Consider the following 16,602-nt stretch of genomic DNA (forward strand, 5'->3'; position numbering starts at 1 on the left):
TAAATCCTCCTAAGTTCGTTACAGTATAATTAGTTCTTTTGTAGAATGTGTGAGTGCTTCGTTATGGTCCTTTGTAATTAATGTATCATCTTCAATCCGAACACCGCCAAGACCTGGGATATAGATACCTGGTTCACATGTTACAACCATTCCAGGTTCTAAAACGACATCAGATTTCATCGATAATCCTGGCCCCTCATGGATCTCAAGTCCGATACCATGTCCAGTGGAATGCCCAAAGAATTCACCATAACCTTTTTCTGTTATGTAATCTCGTGTGATAGTGTCTGCTTCCTTACCCGTCAATCCTGGTTTGATTCCAGCCATACCACGTAGTTGTGCTTCAAGAACAATATCATAAATTTCTTTTAGCTTGGCATTTGGCTCGCCAACTGCAACTGTCCTCGTAATATCAGAAACATACCCATTGTAATAACAGCCGTAATCCATTGTTACAATATCTCCAGCCTCAATGACTTTGTCACTTGCAACACCATGTGGCAGTGCAGAGCGATGACCTGAAGCAACAATCGTATCAAACGAAGAAGAAGTGGCACCAGCTTTTCTCATAAAAAATTCTAACTCATTCGATACTTCTAGTTCAGTTTTACCTGGACTAATAAAGTCTAAAATGTGTTTAAAAGCAGCATCAGCAATATCAGCTGCTACCTTTAATATCTTAAGCTCTGAATCAGTCTTTATCAAGCGTAACTTTTCAATTACACCGGAAATCGGAACAAGTTCAGCTTCCATTTCTTTATCATATAATTTAAAGGAGGAATAGGTTAGAAAATCTTCTTCAAAGCCAAGCTTTTGAATGCCAAGTTTCTTAGCCTGTACCGCTACCTCTTCAGGGATTGTCCCTGTAATTTTAATAATTTCGAACCCTTGACATTGTTTAGTTGCTTGTTCAATATAGCGGAAATCTGTAAGAAACTGAGCTTTATCTGCACTAATTAAAACAACACCAGCCGTGCCAGTAAAGTTAGATATATAGCGTCGATTAAACGGACTAGTGATCAGTATCCCATCAATTCCATGTGTTGAAAAATTCGATCTTAATTTTTCTATTTTTTCCATAACTCTCCACTCTCCTTTTCAAATCAAATGAGGACAAAAATATTTTATCACAACCTACCAATTCCGACTAATTGAAAGTTAGGCTGATTCCTCTTTCTCTTGTTGTTTATTATTTTGAAACTCATAATTTATGGAATAACCAATGAAAATTCCATATACGATATATATACAAATGGAGGTAATAATCGTATCACGGTTTAAATCAAAGAATGGTTTTATTCCAGGAAAAAGTGGATTGAGTACAAAGAACACCACAGCAAATAATACAAGTCCATACCCAAGGCCAAACCAAAAGCCTTTGAATTTTCTCAGCGCTGCATAGTAAACAAAGGCAGCAACTACTGAACAAATTCCAATTAAGATGATGGAAATGATTGTTCCCAGCCATTCGTATTTCCAATTCCCCAGTGCCCATGGCTCAAGGATGACATTAGGACGAATTTCCGTAAAACTTAAGTAGGAAGCGATCCAACCAATTGTGCCCCAAAACAATCCTCCAAATAGCCCTGTCCAAAAGACCATAACTGGAAAGGACATGGGTTTAGGATAATTACCTAGTTTCTGCTCATTCGTCATTATAATAACCTCCGTTTACTATCCGCTTCTTCAGGCAGTGCCTTTTTGATAGTTCTTATTCATGTTGTACTGTCCCTGAAGCAGGGACTGCAAAAGACCATAATAAATTCCATTTTTTATTATGTCCTTAGGAATTCAATCCCTTGCATCTAAAAAAACTTTTTAATTTGGAAATATTATGTCATTCCTAGAGGTTTTTTCATTTTTCTAGTAGAATAGAATTAAGTACATACAGATTTATTCTACTTCTGCTGTTGTGCAACTTTTGATTAGGTTGGTGTTAAGTATATGTCTAATTCTCAAAAACCAGTTTATGGCGGTCAAGCGGTTGTTGAAGGTGTTATGTTTGGCGGAAAACATCATTATGTTACTGCGGTTCGCAGAAAGGATCAATCTGTTGAATATTTTCATTTGCCACGTAAAACAAATCCTTATTTTACTTTTTTAAAAAAAATCCCTTTTCTGCGTGGGATAATTGCCATAATTGAGTCGAGTGCGAATGGATCAAAACATTTAAACTTCTCAACGGAAAGATTTGATGTTGACCCCAAAGACGACGAAACAATAAAAGAAAAAGAAGTCTCAAAGTTAACAATGTACCTTGGTGTTGCTGCGATTGGTGTTATCTCATTTTTATTTGGTAAATTCGCCTTTACATTAATTCCTGTATTCCTTGCCGTTTTGACAAAGCCAATTTTTCCTTCGGATTTCGCTCAAGTGTTAGTGGAAGGCTTTTTTAAACTAATCTTGTTAATAACGTATATTTATTTTGTCTCACTTACTCCATTGATAAAAAGAGTGTTTCAATATCACGGGGCTGAACATAAAGTAATTAATACCTTTGAATCCGGTGTTGAGTTAACTGTTGAAAATGTGCAGGCTCATTCCCGATTGCATTACCGCTGTGGCAGTAGTTTTATCCTGTTTACAGTCATTGTCGGAGTTTTTGTTTATATGCTCGTACCCACATCACCACTTTGGCTACGGATTGTAGACCGTCTTCTTCTTATTCCTGTAGTGTTAGGTATTGCTTTTGAAGTCCTGCAGTTAACTAACAAACTAAGGGATATTCCAGTGTTGAAATTCCTAGGGTTTCCTGGTCTGTGGCTTCAACTTCTAACAACGAAGGAACCAGATAATGACCAAGTGGAAGTCGCGATTCTTTCTTTTAACAGATTATTAAAAATGGAGAAGGAATCTGAGTTCATTATGGAAAATGAAGAAATTGTCTAAATCCTTGTTTTATAGTGTTTAAAAGATAATAAAAATGCTTAAGATGCTCTTAGGGAGGTGGCTTTCTTGAAAAATCGGACATTTGTTCATGTGGTTGTTGGGGGACTTATTATTCTTGCTTTACTTGGCCTTGTTGGTACATTTACAGCTAATCCGGCCGGTTTCATTCAGAGAATAGCTGTCATCGCATTGATTGTTTTAGCCGTTTATTTCCTAGCTAGGAAGTTTTCCAGCTCAAGCCCTCAGAAAAAAGAGCAGCGGGCATTTCTTAAAGCAGCCAAAAAATCAAAAAAACGATTACAACAAAAGAGTGGGGATGTAACTGTTAAGACCTCTACTCTTGGAACATTAGCCTCATTAAAGAAGAGCAACAAGACAAAAAAGAAATCACCTGCTCATTTGACCGTTATCGACGGTAAAAAGGGTAAAAAGAAAAACCGAGCGTCTTTATAGGCGCTCGGTTTTTCTTCATTAAAATCCACATGTAAAAGACAGACACGCATCCTCTCTCTAATACCCCCATGTCTTCAAGAATTGTTTTGCTTTCTCTTTTCCTAAATCGAATAATTCGCGTTTCTTTTCCTCTGTTAACGTAAACTCGGTTGGTAAAACACCCTCTGTTGGGATAAAGATAATATTCTTTACATGTTTTTTTGAAATGTATCTAGAATCATGGGCATCCTTCATCGTTTCAAATAAGGCAGCAAATAGTTGAATCGCATTTTTAATTTTATGTTTTTCATGCTCATATTCACTTGAATTTAATTTAATCCCGAGTACAGGTCTTACTTTTTGTGCATTTTCATTATCAAATAGCCACATTGGAAAATTACTCAGAACGCCTCCATCAACTAAAACATTCATTCCATCCATCGAACGCATTTTAACCGGCTCAAAGAAATAAGGAATACTACAGCTGATTCTAATCGCTTTTGCGATTGGGAATGAGCCGGGGGAAATGCCGTATTTCTGTAAGTCATCTGGTATTACAATCATTTGTCCATTAGAAAGGTCTGAAGCGATGACCCGAAGTGCTTGTGGGGGCAGATCGGCGAAGGTTTTTAATCCTTTAGCCTCCAGTTTCTCGCAAATCCATTTTTCAAGCTCATTTCCTTTATATAGTCCTAGTTTCCAATAAACAAATAGCCATTTTGCTAATGGGAAAGGAATAATTGTTTTGCGGGCATCCAGAAGTTTTGAAAGATTTAACTCATCGACCAATTGAAATATTTCATTACTTGTGTAACCGGCAGCAATTAATGCTGCAACGATTGACCCTGCACTTGTTCCTGCCACCCTTACAAATCTCAAACCTTTATTTTCTATTTCAGCGCAAGCTCCAATTAGTGCAAACCCTTTAATTCCTCCTCCAGAAAAAACGCCGTCAATATACATGGCAGCCACTCCTAAAGATGAACTTATTTTTACATCTTTAAGCAGTTGTTGTAATAAATAGTACGGTGTACAAGTAAAAAAATTTAAAAATAAAAAAAGAACATCGTCTTTTCACGATGCTCTTGGTATTTTGAGAACGCTTTACTTTTTATCTAAAAACGTTTAGCCCCAATAAATCTTGGCTTCCAGTAACTGTTGCTTGTATACGCAATTGAAACGCCTTTTGAAGATGAAGACTGAATCATTTTTCCGCCACCAATATAAATCGCAACGTGACTCGGTCTGCTTGCTTTATTCGGTGCAAAAAACATCAAATCTCCAGCTTTCAAAGATTTAACACGGTACCCTTTTTTGTAATACATTTCAGCTGCCGTACGTGGCAATACTTTTCCAGCCTTACCGTAAGAGTATTTAACTAAACCAGAGCAATCGAAACCTTTTGTTGTTATTCCGCCCCATCTATATGGTACGCCAATATTTGCTTTTGCTACTGAAATTGCTTTTGTATGGTAATAGGCCGCTTCCGCTTTATCACCCATAGTGGTAAACAATGAACTTAGAATAATGGTCATAGCCATGGCTGCAATGATTTTTTTCAACAACTTGTTTAATCCCCCTGTGTGCTTCGATACTACTAATATATAAAAAAAAAATAACATCGAAGTAACAGGTTGATTACAGTTATATTACAAATTTCGACTTTATTCTAAAAATTCTAGTAATTTATTCATTTTTTGTAGTATTGTAAGATTTTTTATCCAGGGATATCGACATTTATCTCAAAAAAAAAAGAGAGAGAACTTCCTCCTAAGTTTGATAAAACGGATTCTTTCTTTGTGAAGTATTGTACAATTTTTATAAAAAAAGTTTGATAATTTTCTAGCTGAAATCTTCAAAAATCGCGCGCAATTCTGGAATAAGGACTGCTCCACAGCAGCCGTTTCTAGTATCGTTTCCCGTTTAGCTAAATAACCAGAACCCTTTATTTATGGTACTGTTCACCTTCCTCGATATTTTTAAATTCCTGGTTTTCAACAATATCTCTATCTTGGACAATGCTTGATGTAATTACTATAAACTTGCCATAAAGCTTGAAAGCACAATAGCCAAGCAATCCCCCAGAGGTGTTTAGTATAAGATCATCCACATCAAAACTTCCGATAAAAAGAACGAACTGTAAGCATTCCAGACATAAACTTAAGCTTAAGGATAAAACCAATGTATCTTTCAATGATATCCCTTTGTTTTTGGACAATAACAAAAGAAATACCCCAAATGGCATGAATATTAGGATGTTTCCAAACAAGTTTATTAGATCATGAATCGATGGACTCTGAATTGTATTGAATATTGTTTTAAACGGGATAAAGTTACTTAATTTCAATTTATGCAAAATACGATCGAGGTTACTTAGGTTCCTCTGAAGTAGGTCTAAAAGCATTTTGATATCAATGGAACCAAATTTAAATAAAATGACTTTGAATAATGCGTATATATAAAAGACAAATAGTGCTAGTACAATAATTCTGTTCATTAATTTCGTTTTTTTCATTCCGCCATCCTTACCTCCTTGAGATTAGTATGTGTTGTTCTGGGAAACACTGTCACAATTACACCATCCATATTGTTGCCTGATATCTCCCAACGAAGATTGGAAGGCACATGAATGGTCATATCTTTGGTTACAGGGTAATAAGAGATCTCATATTTTTCACCATGTATAGTAGTTGAAATGGACTTTTGTTCTTTTAGGAAATCCAAATATTCTTCTAAAGAAAAATTCTTTTCCTCCATAATCACACTGTGCGGCAATCCAACATAGCGAATATGCCAAGGTTCATACTGAATGCCTGTGATTGCCGTTTTATCCTTTGGATAGCGTATAATAAAGCCGTATTTCCAAGCATTTTTTTCTAGCCACTTACCTTCAGGTGCCTCATCCATTTTCTTTTGTGTAGATCCTACATCAAGCGATAAACCCAAATTGTGTTCGCTATGGCCTGCAGGCAAGGCATAGTCAGACCCCATTTCTTGATACAGTACATTTTGCTCATCAAAGTCTCGAAAGCCACTATTAATTAAAAAATGGCGAACCCCCTCTTTTTCAGCAGCAGCTATCATCTCCGAAAATTTATGTGCAACATCCTCTGACAATTTAATTTCGTTATCAAGCAACCCGTATCCCTTTGTCAATTCTTTATGCGTAAATAAATTTACAACATCTGATTTTATACTCTCTTGGTGAATCGGATATTCATTATTAACCAAGAGTAAATTTCCTTGAAAGACCAGTTCTTTTGTAATCTCTAACGTTTGGAAACTTTCAGAGGTCTCTCTATTATCTAATTGATCATTGTTATTTTTTTCATATCTTTGAACCTCTACTTTATCTTGAAAAGACGATTCTTTATAGACAAATGCAAAACTCAGACATAATACTAAAAACAATAAAAATCCCCACTTCTTCATTTCAAGTTCCTCCTTATTCTTATAGATACTAGAATAGGAAAAAACTTTTTAAAAAAAAGTAGGGTAAAATTTAAATTTTTCTTAAATCCTTTATGAAATTTTTAACCTTGGTCAATTGGAACACTTTCCTGCGGTAAACGAACTTCAAATACAGTACGTATTAAACTACTTTCGGCCGAAATCGTTCCATTATGTTGCTCCACAATATTCTTTGCAATGAATAAACCAAGACCTGTACTATCTTCTATATTAGTTCGTGCTTTGTCACCGGTATAAAACATATCAAAAAGATACGGAAGTTCATTCGGAGGAATACTATCTCCATAATTAACAACCTGAACAACCACTTCTCCTGCATCAACAAACCCGTTAATATCTACAAACTGACCATCATATCCATAACGATTTGCATTGGTTAAAAGATTTTCAAACACACGAGCTAACATCTCTCCGTCACCCAAAATAGGTAAATGGGGCAGAATATTCATTCGAGCGATCAAATTATTTTTCTCGAAAACAGGGTACAATTCTTCTTTTAATTGAAGAAGTAGGTCACTTAAATTAATTTGCCTTTTTTCAACTGGTAACATGCCATAGTTCATTCTAGTTATTTCGAATAATTCATCAATCAGTCTTTCTAAACGCTGAGATTTAGTAAATGCAATCGTTAAAAAATGTCTGACTTGTTCTTTAGTCAACTTCTCATCCTTAAGGATTAAATCTAAATAACCTAAAACAGATGTTAGCGGAGTACGCAAATCATGAGCCAAATTTACAACTAACTGTTCTTTACTGCTTTCTGAAAAATCGCCTCTTTGTATGGCTTCTTCTAATTTTTCACTTGCCAGATTAATTTCTTGTGCAATATCTTCAAATTCATCATTTGATTGGATATAAACCCGATGTTTAAAGTTGCCACGAGCGAGATAATGAATTCCGTTTGATATTTCATTGAAATAGGTAGAATAGGGCTTAGTGAGTAAATAAAAAAACAATATCGAAAGTGAGATAAATAGCATTAAAAAGAAGTTAATGTCTCCAATACTGCCTATGAATTGACGAAGTTGGGCCAAGGGATCACCACGACGAACCATCGTATGATAATAAAGCTGTAGTCCTTTAAAGATAAAGTAAGTTATAATACCAGCCAGAAGCATACTTAAACCAAATAATACGATTATTTTGGAGCGGAAACTGCGAATAATTTTAGCCATTGAATGTATACCCAACTCCCCAAACGGTTTTGATCAACTTGTTTTTTCTTTTATCTTCTCCAAGTTTTTTCCGTAAGGTACGAATATGCACCATTACCGTATTACCACCTTCAAAGTATGCATCACCCCAAACTTGCTGAAAAATATTTTCTACACTATAAACTTTCTTTGGATGACTGGCTAATAAATACAAAATATCAAACTCTTTCGGCGTTAGCTCGATGTTTTCACCATAGAGCAAAACTGTACGTTGATCAGGAGAAATCACTATTCCACCAAATTCCAAGATAGCTTTATTATCTACTTTGGGTTGATTCAACTTCATAAAGCGCCGCAATTGAGCATTCACACGTGCAACCAATTCAATGGGGGTAAATGGTTTAGTTATATAATCATCTGCTCCAATCACTAGTCCATGTACCTTATCGAAATCAGAAGTTTTCGCACTCAAAAAAATGATAGGCATATTATATTGTTCCCGAATCTGACGGGTTACTTCATATCCGTCCATTTTCGGCATCATAATATCCAAAATTAGCAAATCAATTGATTGAGTCTGGATAACATGTATGGCTTCTTGCCCATCAGGTACTTTAATGACATTGTATCCTTCTTTTTTTAGATGGATTGCAATCAGATCAGCTATCTCCTCCTCATCATCAGCAATTAAAATCGAAATACGTTTCATCTATTCCACTCCTATATCAGGTTACATTCAGTGTATTTTTTATCTATCATCAAACCTTACAAAGCAGCACCCTTCAAAAAAATTCGATGTTTTTGGTGGGGATACCTTATCAGCAGAATCTTAACTAACATGGTATCATTAAGAGCTTGTAATTTATCTTCTATTATTTCCTTTTTTTATTCAAGAATATGGCCCGTTTGCGAAACAAAGATTACTGTAATTAGGCGTCCTTGGACTTACATATAAACCTACATTTATCTCAAAAAAAAAAAAGGGGAGAGAACTTCCTCCCCCCTTTAATCACCTATTATAAACCACACTTTAACTGGGCTCCGCAGTTGGTACAGGTATTGCAGCCACCCATTTCTTTTACTTTACCAGTACGGCAAACCGGGCATGTGTTTCCTACTTCCGATCCGATCGTAACACTTGTTGAACGAAGCTCACTGATAGTATCAACCAAGACAACATGCTGCTTTGGTTTTTCATTAAAAATAGTTAATTGTTCATTAGTGTTTTCTTCAGCTTTAAGTGTTAATACCTGAGAATCACGTGAACCATCAACATAAACGGTTCCACCTTTTGCCCCGCCTCGGTATAAACGCTGGTAAACTTTTTCAACCTGCTCTACACTATACCCTTTTGGTGCATTGACGGTTTTACTGATGGAACTGTCAATCCAGCGCTGGATAACACATTGAACATCCGCATGTGCTTCCGTTGTTAGTTCCATCGCTGTAACAAACCAGTGTGGAAGATTAGTTTCATCTGCTTCAGGGTGTTTATCTAAGTACTCTTGCACGATATCCGCTTTAACTTCAATAAATTTACCAAGACGTCCGCTGCGGAAGTAAGAGAATGAGAAATAAGGCTCAAGCCCGGTGGAAACCCCAACCATGGTCCCAGTGGATCCAGTTGGAGCCACAGTGAGTAGATGTGAGTTTCTAATTCCGTTTTCTAAAATAGATTGGCGGATATCATCAGGCATTTTCTTCATATATCCAGTATCGATGAAAGCTTGTCGTAATCGATTGGTTTCAGTTGGTTTATCTCCAGTTAGGAACGGGAAGCTTCCTTTCTCTTTTGCCAATTCTATCGAAGTTCTGTATGCAGTTGTTGCAATTACTTCAAAAACTTGATCAACTAGTTTGTTCCCTTCCGGTGATCCATACTTCGTTTCACAATAAATCAGCATATCATGCAAGCCCATTACTCCAAGCCCGACACGTCGTTCACCAAGAGCTTGCTTTTTATTTTCTTCAAGGAAGTATGGAGTGGCGTTGATAACATTATCCTGCATCCGTACACCCACAGCTACCGTTTTCTTAAGTTTTTCAAAATCAACCGTTTTTGTTTCTTTATCAGCCATTTCCGCTAGATTAACTGCTGCAAGGTTACAGACGGAAAATGGTGCAAGTGGTTGTTCTCCACATGGGTTAGTTGCAACGACTTGTTGTCCGTATGCTTTTGCATTGGTCATGTCGTTGGCATTATCAATAAAAAATATTCCAGGCTCTGCTGAGTAGGTGGCACAAATATTGATTAGGTTCCAGAGTTCTTTCGCTTTAAACTTTTTGTAGACCCGTACTTTATGTCCAAGTTTTTCCCACTCGCGAACGTCACCAACTTTATGCCATTCTTCATTGTAAATCTTCATTTCTTCTTGATCATATTGTTCAACATATGGGAAGCGCAGTTCGTATTCACTATCGGTTTCTACAGCATCCATAAATTCTTTTGTTAAACATACAGATATGTTTGCCCCAGTAAGGAACTCTGAATTATGGACCGTGTAGTTACCACCGGTTAATAATTTTTCTTCAGCGTCAGCGATGATATTTTCATCAAATCCACCGTATCCAGGAATGTTTTTATAATTTACAATTCCCTGGTACATTGCCGTTTCTCTTAGAGTTAATGGAGTAAACTTTAACTTGTCTTTAGCAAGTTTTTTAATCGTTTCATCATTTGTATTTTCAATTAAGAATCGTAGAATTCTAGGATTTTGCATTTTAGAAATAATAAATTCAATAATGTCTGGATGCCAATCAGTCAACATTATCATCTGAGCCAATTATGTTTCGTTGATTCGTTACATCAACTCTCTAAGTCACCTTAGAGTTCAGACCATATCTTACACTCACTGAGTGTCCTCGCGCTTCGGAATCACTTAATCCCTACTCTACTCACTTCCACTTTTTAGTGTGCTTTCGATGGTCGTTGAACCTTTCCCTTTTACAGGGACTTGGCTGCTGATTGTCTTTATCCACTCGCTGTTTTTTAGCATTCACGCTTACCGTTTCCAGTTACGTTGTAGCCAGCAAGTCATGTATTTGGAAGTCAGTTGTAATGACTAACCATAAAGAGTTCCCAGCAATTCACGAGGTTTATTTATAGACGAGGCACTTATGCAGATTTACCACGTCTGGATCCGCCCTGCTCAACCAAATGCGTCAATTTTGCAATATCATCTAACCATGAAACTGATCCAGATGACTTACCATTTACGCCTCTTGCCAAGGTATTTCGCGGTCTTAGTGTAGAACCATTAGTTCCAACACCGCCGCCGCGGCTCATAATCTCCATAACCTGCTTACGATGGTCTGAGATTCCTTCACGTGAGTCGGGTACAAACGGCATTACGTAGCAATTAAAGTAAGTTACATCGGTATCTGCCCCTGCCCCGTAAAGAACACGGCCTGCTGGAATGAAGTTCATATTAACAAGTTCTTGATAAAACCGTTCCGTCCATTCTCTTCGCTTCTCTTCCGTCTCTTCAACAGATGCAAGACCTGTAGCATTACGCTTCGCAATTTGCTCATAGAAGAGCTCCAGTGGCTTTTCAATCACATCTAATGACCTGACTATCACACCGGTACTTGCTTCTTCAGGATCGTCGAGCACTCCTCTAAATTCCTCTTCAACTAATACTTTCGCTTTTTTCTTTTCCCAGTCGATTTCCATAATGTAACCAAGACCACGTGCTGGAAATTTTGGATCCTCTTTAATAGTTAAAACAACGAAGTCGCCGTTTGTAAGAGTAATTTTCGCGGTGTCTTTAAAGGTATAGCGGTCCAACATAACCAAACGAGAAACACCTTTATGAGTTATTTTCATATCTGGGGTAACTGGATGCACTTGGGGGAATAGATGAATATCCTCATTCAACCTTTCAAAATCAATATTCATTGTTTGTCTAAAAACTACAGACATGAGAACAACTCCTTCATAATAAAAAATCTATCTATTGTGCTAAATCTAGCAGGTTTAGCTATATCTAGTTAGTTTGTATTTTTAGGTTATCATAGCCAACCAGAAAAAATCAATATATGGTACCGAAAATATTTTCGACACCACTATATATTGTATGTTGAGCGCACAACAATCATTTTGTCAAACGCAAAATATAATATAATTTAAAGTAATCAATAGCTTTTAAACGATTTTCGTCAAAAATCAAGAAATTTTAACAAAATTCGCAGGTTGCCTTCTTTAAATAAGTCTCTTTTCGTAAATGTTCTTACGAAAAGATAAAAAAGTTATAATAACAAAAAAAAGCGACAGGTTCGTCGCGATTTATCTTTTAAAATTCCATTCATCACTCTCATAGCGCTCTTTTGCAATTTTGTCAACGTACGCTAGTTCTTCCTCAGTTAAATGATAAGGTTCAAGTTCAATATTCAAGCCTTCCGCAAAACCCTTATAAAATGCTTCCTTAGCTTCCTCAAGAGAAATTTTTCTAGGACTTATCGCGTTGATAGCAACCGCTTTGTCCTTAAAGGCTTTTCTCATTCGTTCCTTTACTCTCTCACTTGGATATTTAAATAAACTAAATAATTTATCTTCATCTAAATCTAACAGAATGGAACCATGCTGTAGGATGACTCCCTTTTGCCTCGTTTGAGCACTGCCAGCTACCTTTCTGCCTTCAACCACAAGCTCATACCAACTCGGTGCATCAAAGCATACAGCAGAGCGAGGGTTTTTCAAGGCATCCCTTTCTTCCGCTGTTTTTGGAACAGCAAAATAAGCCTCAAGTCCTAAATGATGGAACCCTTTTAAAATTCCTTCAGAAATAACACGATATGCTTCCGTCACCGAATTCGGCATTTCTGGATGATCTTCAGAAACGATTACACTATAGGTAAGCTCGTGCTCATGGAGCACTCCGCGACCGCCAGTAGGTCTTCTTACAAAACCTAATTGGTGAGCCTCTACGGCTTCCAGATCAATTTCCTTCTCAACCTTTTGAAAATATCCAACTGACAGGGTTGCCGGGTTCCAGCCATAGAATCGAATCACTGGAGGGATTTTCCCCTCACTATGCCAATCGAGTAATGCCTCATCTAATGCCATATTAAAAGATGGTGAACTATTTCCAGAATCAATAAAACGCCAAACTTCTTTTTTCATTCAAAAACCTTCTTTTTTAAATTATTTCGAGTTTAAGTCTACCAAAATCTGATATAGATTCAAAATAAGATGTTTCTGATATAATTAAATTAGGTAATTTAAAAAGATTTTTTTAGCATTCATCTTTATCTTTATGGAATTGACTTATATAATAAACTAGTGCAGGAAAGCTTGAAAGGAGCAAAAAGAAATTGAGTTCACTCTATCCCTTATTAATTATCATCGCAGCAGTTATTATCTATTCCGTTTATACCTTTTTCTATCAGAAAAGGATTGTTAAAACGGTAACAGAAGAGGAATTCCGTGCGGGATACAGAAAGGCACAACTAATAGATGTTCGTGAAGCAAACGAATTCGAGGGCGGCCATATTTTAGGAGCACGTAATATCCCGATGTCACAAATGAAAATGCGCATGAAAGAAATTCGTTCTGATATGCCGGTATATTTATATTGCCAAAGCGGGATGCGCAGTGCCCGTGCAGCACAATTCTTACACCGAAAAGGCTATAGAGACCTAACCCAACTTCATGGCGGATTCAAAAAATGGTCTGGTAAAGTAAAAACGAAGAAATAATTAAGTTTATCAGGTTCTGGAGACCAATCCGGGACCTTTTTTATTTTGACTGTTTTCTAACTTAAAATAATATGAAAAACGTTGTATTCGGGCTGCGGGTTAAATAATAACAAAAAGGTCAGATTCATATTTCGAATCTGACCTTTCAATTATTAAGCTTGCTGATATTTCAAGACTGGTTTACGTGCAGCTTTTGTTTCGTCCATACGTCCGACCACAGTTGTATGTGGTGCTTCCTGAACGATTTCTGGATTTTCTTCTGCTTCTTTAGCAATTTGAATCATAATGTCGATGAACGAATCTAAAGTCTCTTTTGATTCAGTTTCTGTTGGTTCAATCATGATACATTCTTCCACATTCAACGGGAAGTAAATAGTTGGTGGATGATAGCCAAAATCCAGCAGGCGTTTCGCGATGTCCAATGTACGAACACCTAGTTTTTTCTGGCGTCTTCCACTAAGGACGAATTCATGCTTACAATGTCGATCAAATGGCAGATCAAAATATTCAGCCAGCCTTCTCATCATGTAGTTTGCATTTAATACAGCATACTCTGTTACTGCTTTTAAGCCATCAGGACCCATTGAGCGGATATATGTGTATGCACGAACATTAATGCCGAAGTTTCCAAAATACGGCTTCACACGGCCAATAGACAGCGGGCGGTCATAATCAAGAACAAACTCTTCACCTTGTTTTGTAATAATTGGTTTTGGCAAGAACGGAATCAAATCTGCTTTTACGCCGACTGGTCCAGAACCTGGTCCGCCACCGCCGTGTGGACCTGTGAACGTTTTATGAAGATTTAAGTGGACCACATCAAATCCCATATCTCCTGGTCTAGCTTTTGAAAGAACAGCATTTAAGTTTGCTCCATCGTAATAAAGCTTACCACCGGCTTCATGGACAATTTCAGCTAATTCAAGAATGTTTTCTTCAAATAATCCAAGTGTATTGGGATTGGTTAACATTAATGCCGCTGTATCTTCGCCCACAACCCTTCTTAAATCTTCAAGATCCACTAGACCATGTTCATTAGATTTTACGGTAATAGTTTCAAGCCCTGCAATTGTTGCTGAAGCTGGATTAGTTCCATGGGCAGAATCAGGAACAATTACTTTTGTGCGGTTCATATCACCGTTAGCTTCATGGTAAGCACGGATCATCATTAACCCGGTCCACTCTCCATGAGCACCTGCTGCAGGCTGCAAGGTCACTTCATCCATCCCGGTAATTTCGATTAAATGCTCCTGTAAATCGTATAAAAGCTCAAGAGCCCCTTGAACAGAGCTTTCATCTTGCAGCGGATGAACATGTGCAAAGCCGTTAAAGCGTGCTACATTTTCATTGATTTTCGGATTATATTTCATCGTACACGAGCCGAGTGGATAAAATCCTGAATCGACACCATGATTTCTTCTTGAAAGGGCCGTGTAGTGGCGCATGATATCAAGTTCCGATACTTCAGGGAGTTCTGGTTCTTCGATACGTAAATAACCATCCGGAAGAAGGCCATTGAGATCTAGTTCTGGTACATCCATTTCCGGCAGACTATAGCCGATACGGCCGGGTGTACTAAGTTCAAAAATGAGCGCCTGGTCTTGATTATGCATGCAAATCCCCCAATTCTTTCACTAGAGTATCAATTTCTTCCTTCGATCTTTGTTCTGTAACAGCAATCAGCATATGGTTAGCAAGTTCTGGATAATCACGACCCAAATCATAACCGCCGATTATTTCTTTTTGTAACAGTTGTTGGTTGACTTCTTTAACTGGTTTATTTAATTTCACAACGAATTCGTTGAATGTATGGCCATCATAAACCACTTCAAAGCCGGCTTCCTTGAATGCATTTTTTGCATAATGTGACTTTTGTAAGTTGGCTGCAGCCATTTCACGAACACCGTTCTTACCAAGTGCTGTCATTGCAACAGAGGCAGCAAGGGCATTTAGTGCTTGGTTTGAGCAAATATTTGATGTCGCTTTATCACGACGGATATGCTGTTCACGGGCCTGGAGTGTTAAAACAAATCCGCGGCGCCCTTGATCATCCGTAGTTTGACCGACAAGACGGCCAGGTACTTTACGCATTAACTTAGTCGTTACTGCAAAATAACCGCAGTGTGGACCGCCAAATGCAGTTGGGATTCCAAACGGTTGTGCATCACCAATGACAATGTCTGCCCCAAATTTTCCAGGTGGTGTTAATACCCCTAGGGATAAAGGATTGCTTGAAACGACAAACATTGACTTGTTTGCGTGGATAATTTCTTCCAACTCTTTTAATGGCTCGATACGACCAAAGAAGTTTGGATACTGAACGATCACAGCTGCAACATCCTCATTAACCAGCTCTTTTAATGTATCTAGATCAGTTACCCCATCTTTTACGGGTACTTCAACTACATTAAGGTACTGACCCTTGGCATAGGTTTTAAGAACGTCGCGTGCCTCAGGGTGTACGGCATTGGATACAACTATCGTTTTTCGTTTTGTATGGCCCGCACTAAGCATTGCAGCTTCAGCAAGTGCTGTTCCGCCATCGTACATGGAGGAATTGGCCACGTCCATGCCAGTTAATTCACAAATCATCGTTTGGAATTCAAAAATAGCTTGGAGTTCCCCTTGTGAAATTTCTGGCTGATATGGAGTGTAAGCCGTATAAAATTCTGATCTAGAAATAACATGGTCGACGATTACTGGCATGTAATGGTCATATACCCCTGCACCTAAAAAAGATACATTTCTTTTAAGGTCGGCATTCCGACTAGCCATTTTAAAAAGTTCTTTCATTAAGGCCGTTTCAGACTTTGCCGCTTTGATATTGTACTCACCCTTAAATCTTACTTTCTCAGGGATATCGCTAAACAGTTCATCAATAGAGGAAACACCAATTGCCTCAAGCATAGCCTTCTTATCTTGTTCAGTCATAGGTAAATAGCGATGTTTCATAAACCTA

14 protein-coding genes and 2 pseudogenes are annotated in these 16,602 nt (G+C 37.5%); 3 read left to right on the plus strand and 13 right to left on the minus strand.

Going from position 1 to position 16,602, the window contains the following annotated elements:
- Window positions 1-18 precede the first annotated feature (18 nt).
- Window positions 19-1,080, minus strand: a complete 1,062-nt coding sequence (locus ACJ004_RS14450) for a M24 family metallopeptidase (RefSeq protein WP_410893760.1) — start codon at window positions 1,078-1,080, stop codon at window positions 19-21.
- A gap of 78 nt (window positions 1,081-1,158) precedes the next feature.
- Window positions 1,159-1,656 carry a YqhR family membrane protein gene (locus ACJ004_RS14455; protein ID WP_410893761.1) on the minus strand — a complete coding sequence of 166 codons (498 nt, stop codon included), beginning with the start codon at window positions 1,654-1,656 and terminating at the stop codon, window positions 1,159-1,161.
- 288 nt (window positions 1,657-1,944) lie between these two features.
- Here ACJ004_RS14455 and ACJ004_RS14460 point away from each other — a divergent pair, with 288 nt between their 5' ends.
- Complete coding sequence (locus ACJ004_RS14460) at window positions 1,945-2,889, plus strand: DUF1385 domain-containing protein (RefSeq protein WP_410893762.1); 945 nt, start codon at window positions 1,945-1,947, stop codon at window positions 2,887-2,889.
- Between the two features lie 57 nt (window positions 2,890-2,946).
- Window positions 2,947-3,342 carry an SA1362 family protein gene (locus ACJ004_RS14465; protein ID WP_410893763.1) on the plus strand — a complete coding sequence of 132 codons (396 nt, stop codon included), beginning with the start codon at window positions 2,947-2,949 and terminating at the stop codon, window positions 3,340-3,342.
- 57 nt (window positions 3,343-3,399) lie between these two features.
- Here ACJ004_RS14465 and ACJ004_RS14470 read toward each other — a convergent pair whose 3' ends face one another.
- The 9 genes and pseudogenes from ACJ004_RS14470 to ACJ004_RS14510 form a co-directional block, all read right to left on the minus strand.
- The gene (locus tag ACJ004_RS14470) at window positions 3,400-4,284 is read right to left on the minus strand and encodes a patatin-like phospholipase family protein (RefSeq protein ID WP_410893764.1); all 885 of its coding nucleotides are present in this window, start codon (window positions 4,282-4,284) and stop codon (window positions 3,400-3,402) included.
- Window positions 4,285-4,436: 152 nt separating this feature from the next.
- A complete protein-coding gene (locus ACJ004_RS14475) occupies window positions 4,437-4,886 on the minus strand; it encodes a C40 family peptidase (RefSeq protein ID WP_410893765.1) in 450 nt (149 codons plus the stop codon).
- A gap of 380 nt (window positions 4,887-5,266) precedes the next feature.
- Window positions 5,267-5,836, minus strand: coding sequence for a VanZ family protein (locus ACJ004_RS14480; protein WP_410893766.1), 570 nt, complete (start codon window positions 5,834-5,836; stop codon window positions 5,267-5,269).
- Window positions 5,833-6,753, minus strand: coding sequence for a VanY-A/VanY-F/VanY-M family D-Ala-D-Ala carboxypeptidase (gene vanY, locus ACJ004_RS14485; RefSeq protein ID WP_410893767.1), 921 nt, complete (start codon window positions 6,751-6,753; stop codon window positions 5,833-5,835). The genes ACJ004_RS14480 and vanY overlap by 4 nt, the downstream gene beginning before the upstream one ends.
- Window positions 6,754-6,854: 101 nt before the next feature.
- The gene (locus ACJ004_RS14490) at window positions 6,855-7,967 is read right to left on the minus strand and encodes a HAMP domain-containing sensor histidine kinase (RefSeq protein WP_410893768.1); all 1,113 of its coding nucleotides are present in this window, start codon (window positions 7,965-7,967) and stop codon (window positions 6,855-6,857) included.
- Window positions 7,960-8,655: a vancomycin resistance response regulator transcription factor, VanR-F/VanR-M family gene (gene vanR, locus ACJ004_RS14495; protein ID WP_410893769.1), complete on the minus strand. Its 696-nt coding sequence runs from the start codon at window positions 8,653-8,655 to the stop codon at window positions 7,960-7,962. The genes ACJ004_RS14490 and vanR overlap by 8 nt, the downstream gene beginning before the upstream one ends.
- A 307-nt stretch (window positions 8,656-8,962) precedes the next feature.
- Window positions 8,963-10,726: pseudogene (locus tag ACJ004_RS14500) on the minus strand (vitamin B12-dependent ribonucleotide reductase); the annotation flags it as partial.
- Window positions 10,727-11,073: 347 nt separating this feature from the next.
- Window positions 11,074-11,868 (minus strand): annotated as a pseudogene (locus ACJ004_RS14505) (ribonucleotide reductase N-terminal alpha domain-containing protein); the annotation flags it as partial.
- A gap of 363 nt (window positions 11,869-12,231) precedes the next feature.
- Window positions 12,232-13,068, minus strand: a complete 837-nt coding sequence (locus ACJ004_RS14510) for a lipoate--protein ligase family protein (RefSeq protein ID WP_410893770.1) — start codon at window positions 13,066-13,068, stop codon at window positions 12,232-12,234.
- A 191-nt stretch (window positions 13,069-13,259) separates the two neighbouring features.
- Here ACJ004_RS14510 and ACJ004_RS14515 point away from each other — a divergent pair, with 191 nt between their 5' ends.
- Complete coding sequence (locus ACJ004_RS14515; protein WP_410893771.1) at window positions 13,260-13,643, plus strand: rhodanese-like domain-containing protein; 384 nt, start codon at window positions 13,260-13,262, stop codon at window positions 13,641-13,643.
- Window positions 13,644-13,795: 152 nt separating this feature from the next.
- Here ACJ004_RS14515 and gcvPB read toward each other — a convergent pair whose 3' ends face one another.
- Together gcvPB and gcvPA are read right to left on the minus strand one after the other, a co-directional pair.
- Window positions 13,796-15,256 (minus strand): aminomethyl-transferring glycine dehydrogenase subunit GcvPB, encoded by a 1,461-nt coding sequence (gene gcvPB / locus ACJ004_RS14520; protein WP_410893772.1) that lies wholly within the window; start codon window positions 15,254-15,256, stop codon window positions 13,796-13,798.
- The gene (gcvPA, locus tag ACJ004_RS14525) at window positions 15,249-16,595 is read right to left on the minus strand and encodes an aminomethyl-transferring glycine dehydrogenase subunit GcvPA (protein ID WP_410893773.1); all 1,347 of its coding nucleotides are present in this window, start codon (window positions 16,593-16,595) and stop codon (window positions 15,249-15,251) included. Before gcvPA ends, gcvPB begins: the two co-directional genes overlap by 8 nt.
- Window positions 16,596-16,602: the final 7 nt, after the last annotated feature.

Source organism: Neobacillus sp. 204 (genome assembly GCF_046562815.1).
In the GTDB taxonomy this organism is placed as follows: domain Bacteria; phylum Bacillota; class Bacilli; order Bacillales; family Cytobacillaceae; genus Neobacillus.

Bases quoted from the DNA above. Each gene is read 5' to 3' on its own strand.
- ACJ004_RS14470 (WP_410893764.1), bottom strand. From the start codon at position 4,284: ATGTATATTGACGGCGTTTTTTCTGGAGGAGGAATTAAAGGGTTTGCA.
- ACJ004_RS14510 (WP_410893770.1), bottom strand. From the start codon at position 13,068: ATGAAAAAAGAAGTTTGGCGTTTTATTGATTCTGGAAATAGTTCACCA.
- ACJ004_RS14480 (WP_410893766.1), bottom strand. From the start codon at position 5,836: ATGAAAAAAACGAAATTAATGAACAGAATTATTGTACTAGCACTATTT.
- ACJ004_RS14460 (WP_410893762.1), top strand. From the start codon at position 1,945: ATGTCTAATTCTCAAAAACCAGTTTATGGCGGTCAAGCGGTTGTTGAA.
- ACJ004_RS14455 (WP_410893761.1), bottom strand. From the start codon at position 1,656: ATGACGAATGAGCAGAAACTAGGTAATTATCCTAAACCCATGTCCTTT.
- vanR (WP_410893769.1), bottom strand. From the start codon at position 8,655: ATGAAACGTATTTCGATTTTAATTGCTGATGATGAGGAGGAGATAGCT.
- vanY (WP_410893767.1), bottom strand. From the start codon at position 6,753: ATGAAGAAGTGGGGATTTTTATTGTTTTTAGTATTATGTCTGAGTTTT.
- gcvPB (WP_410893772.1), bottom strand. From the start codon at position 15,256: ATGCATAATCAAGACCAGGCGCTCATTTTTGAACTTAGTACACCCGGC.
- ACJ004_RS14450 (WP_410893760.1), bottom strand. From the start codon at position 1,080: ATGGAAAAAATAGAAAAATTAAGATCGAATTTTTCAACACATGGAATT.
- gcvPA (WP_410893773.1), bottom strand. From the start codon at position 16,595: ATGAAACATCGCTATTTACCTATGACTGAACAAGATAAGAAGGCTATG.
- ACJ004_RS14490 (WP_410893768.1), bottom strand. From the start codon at position 7,967: ATGGCTAAAATTATTCGCAGTTTCCGCTCCAAAATAATCGTATTATTT.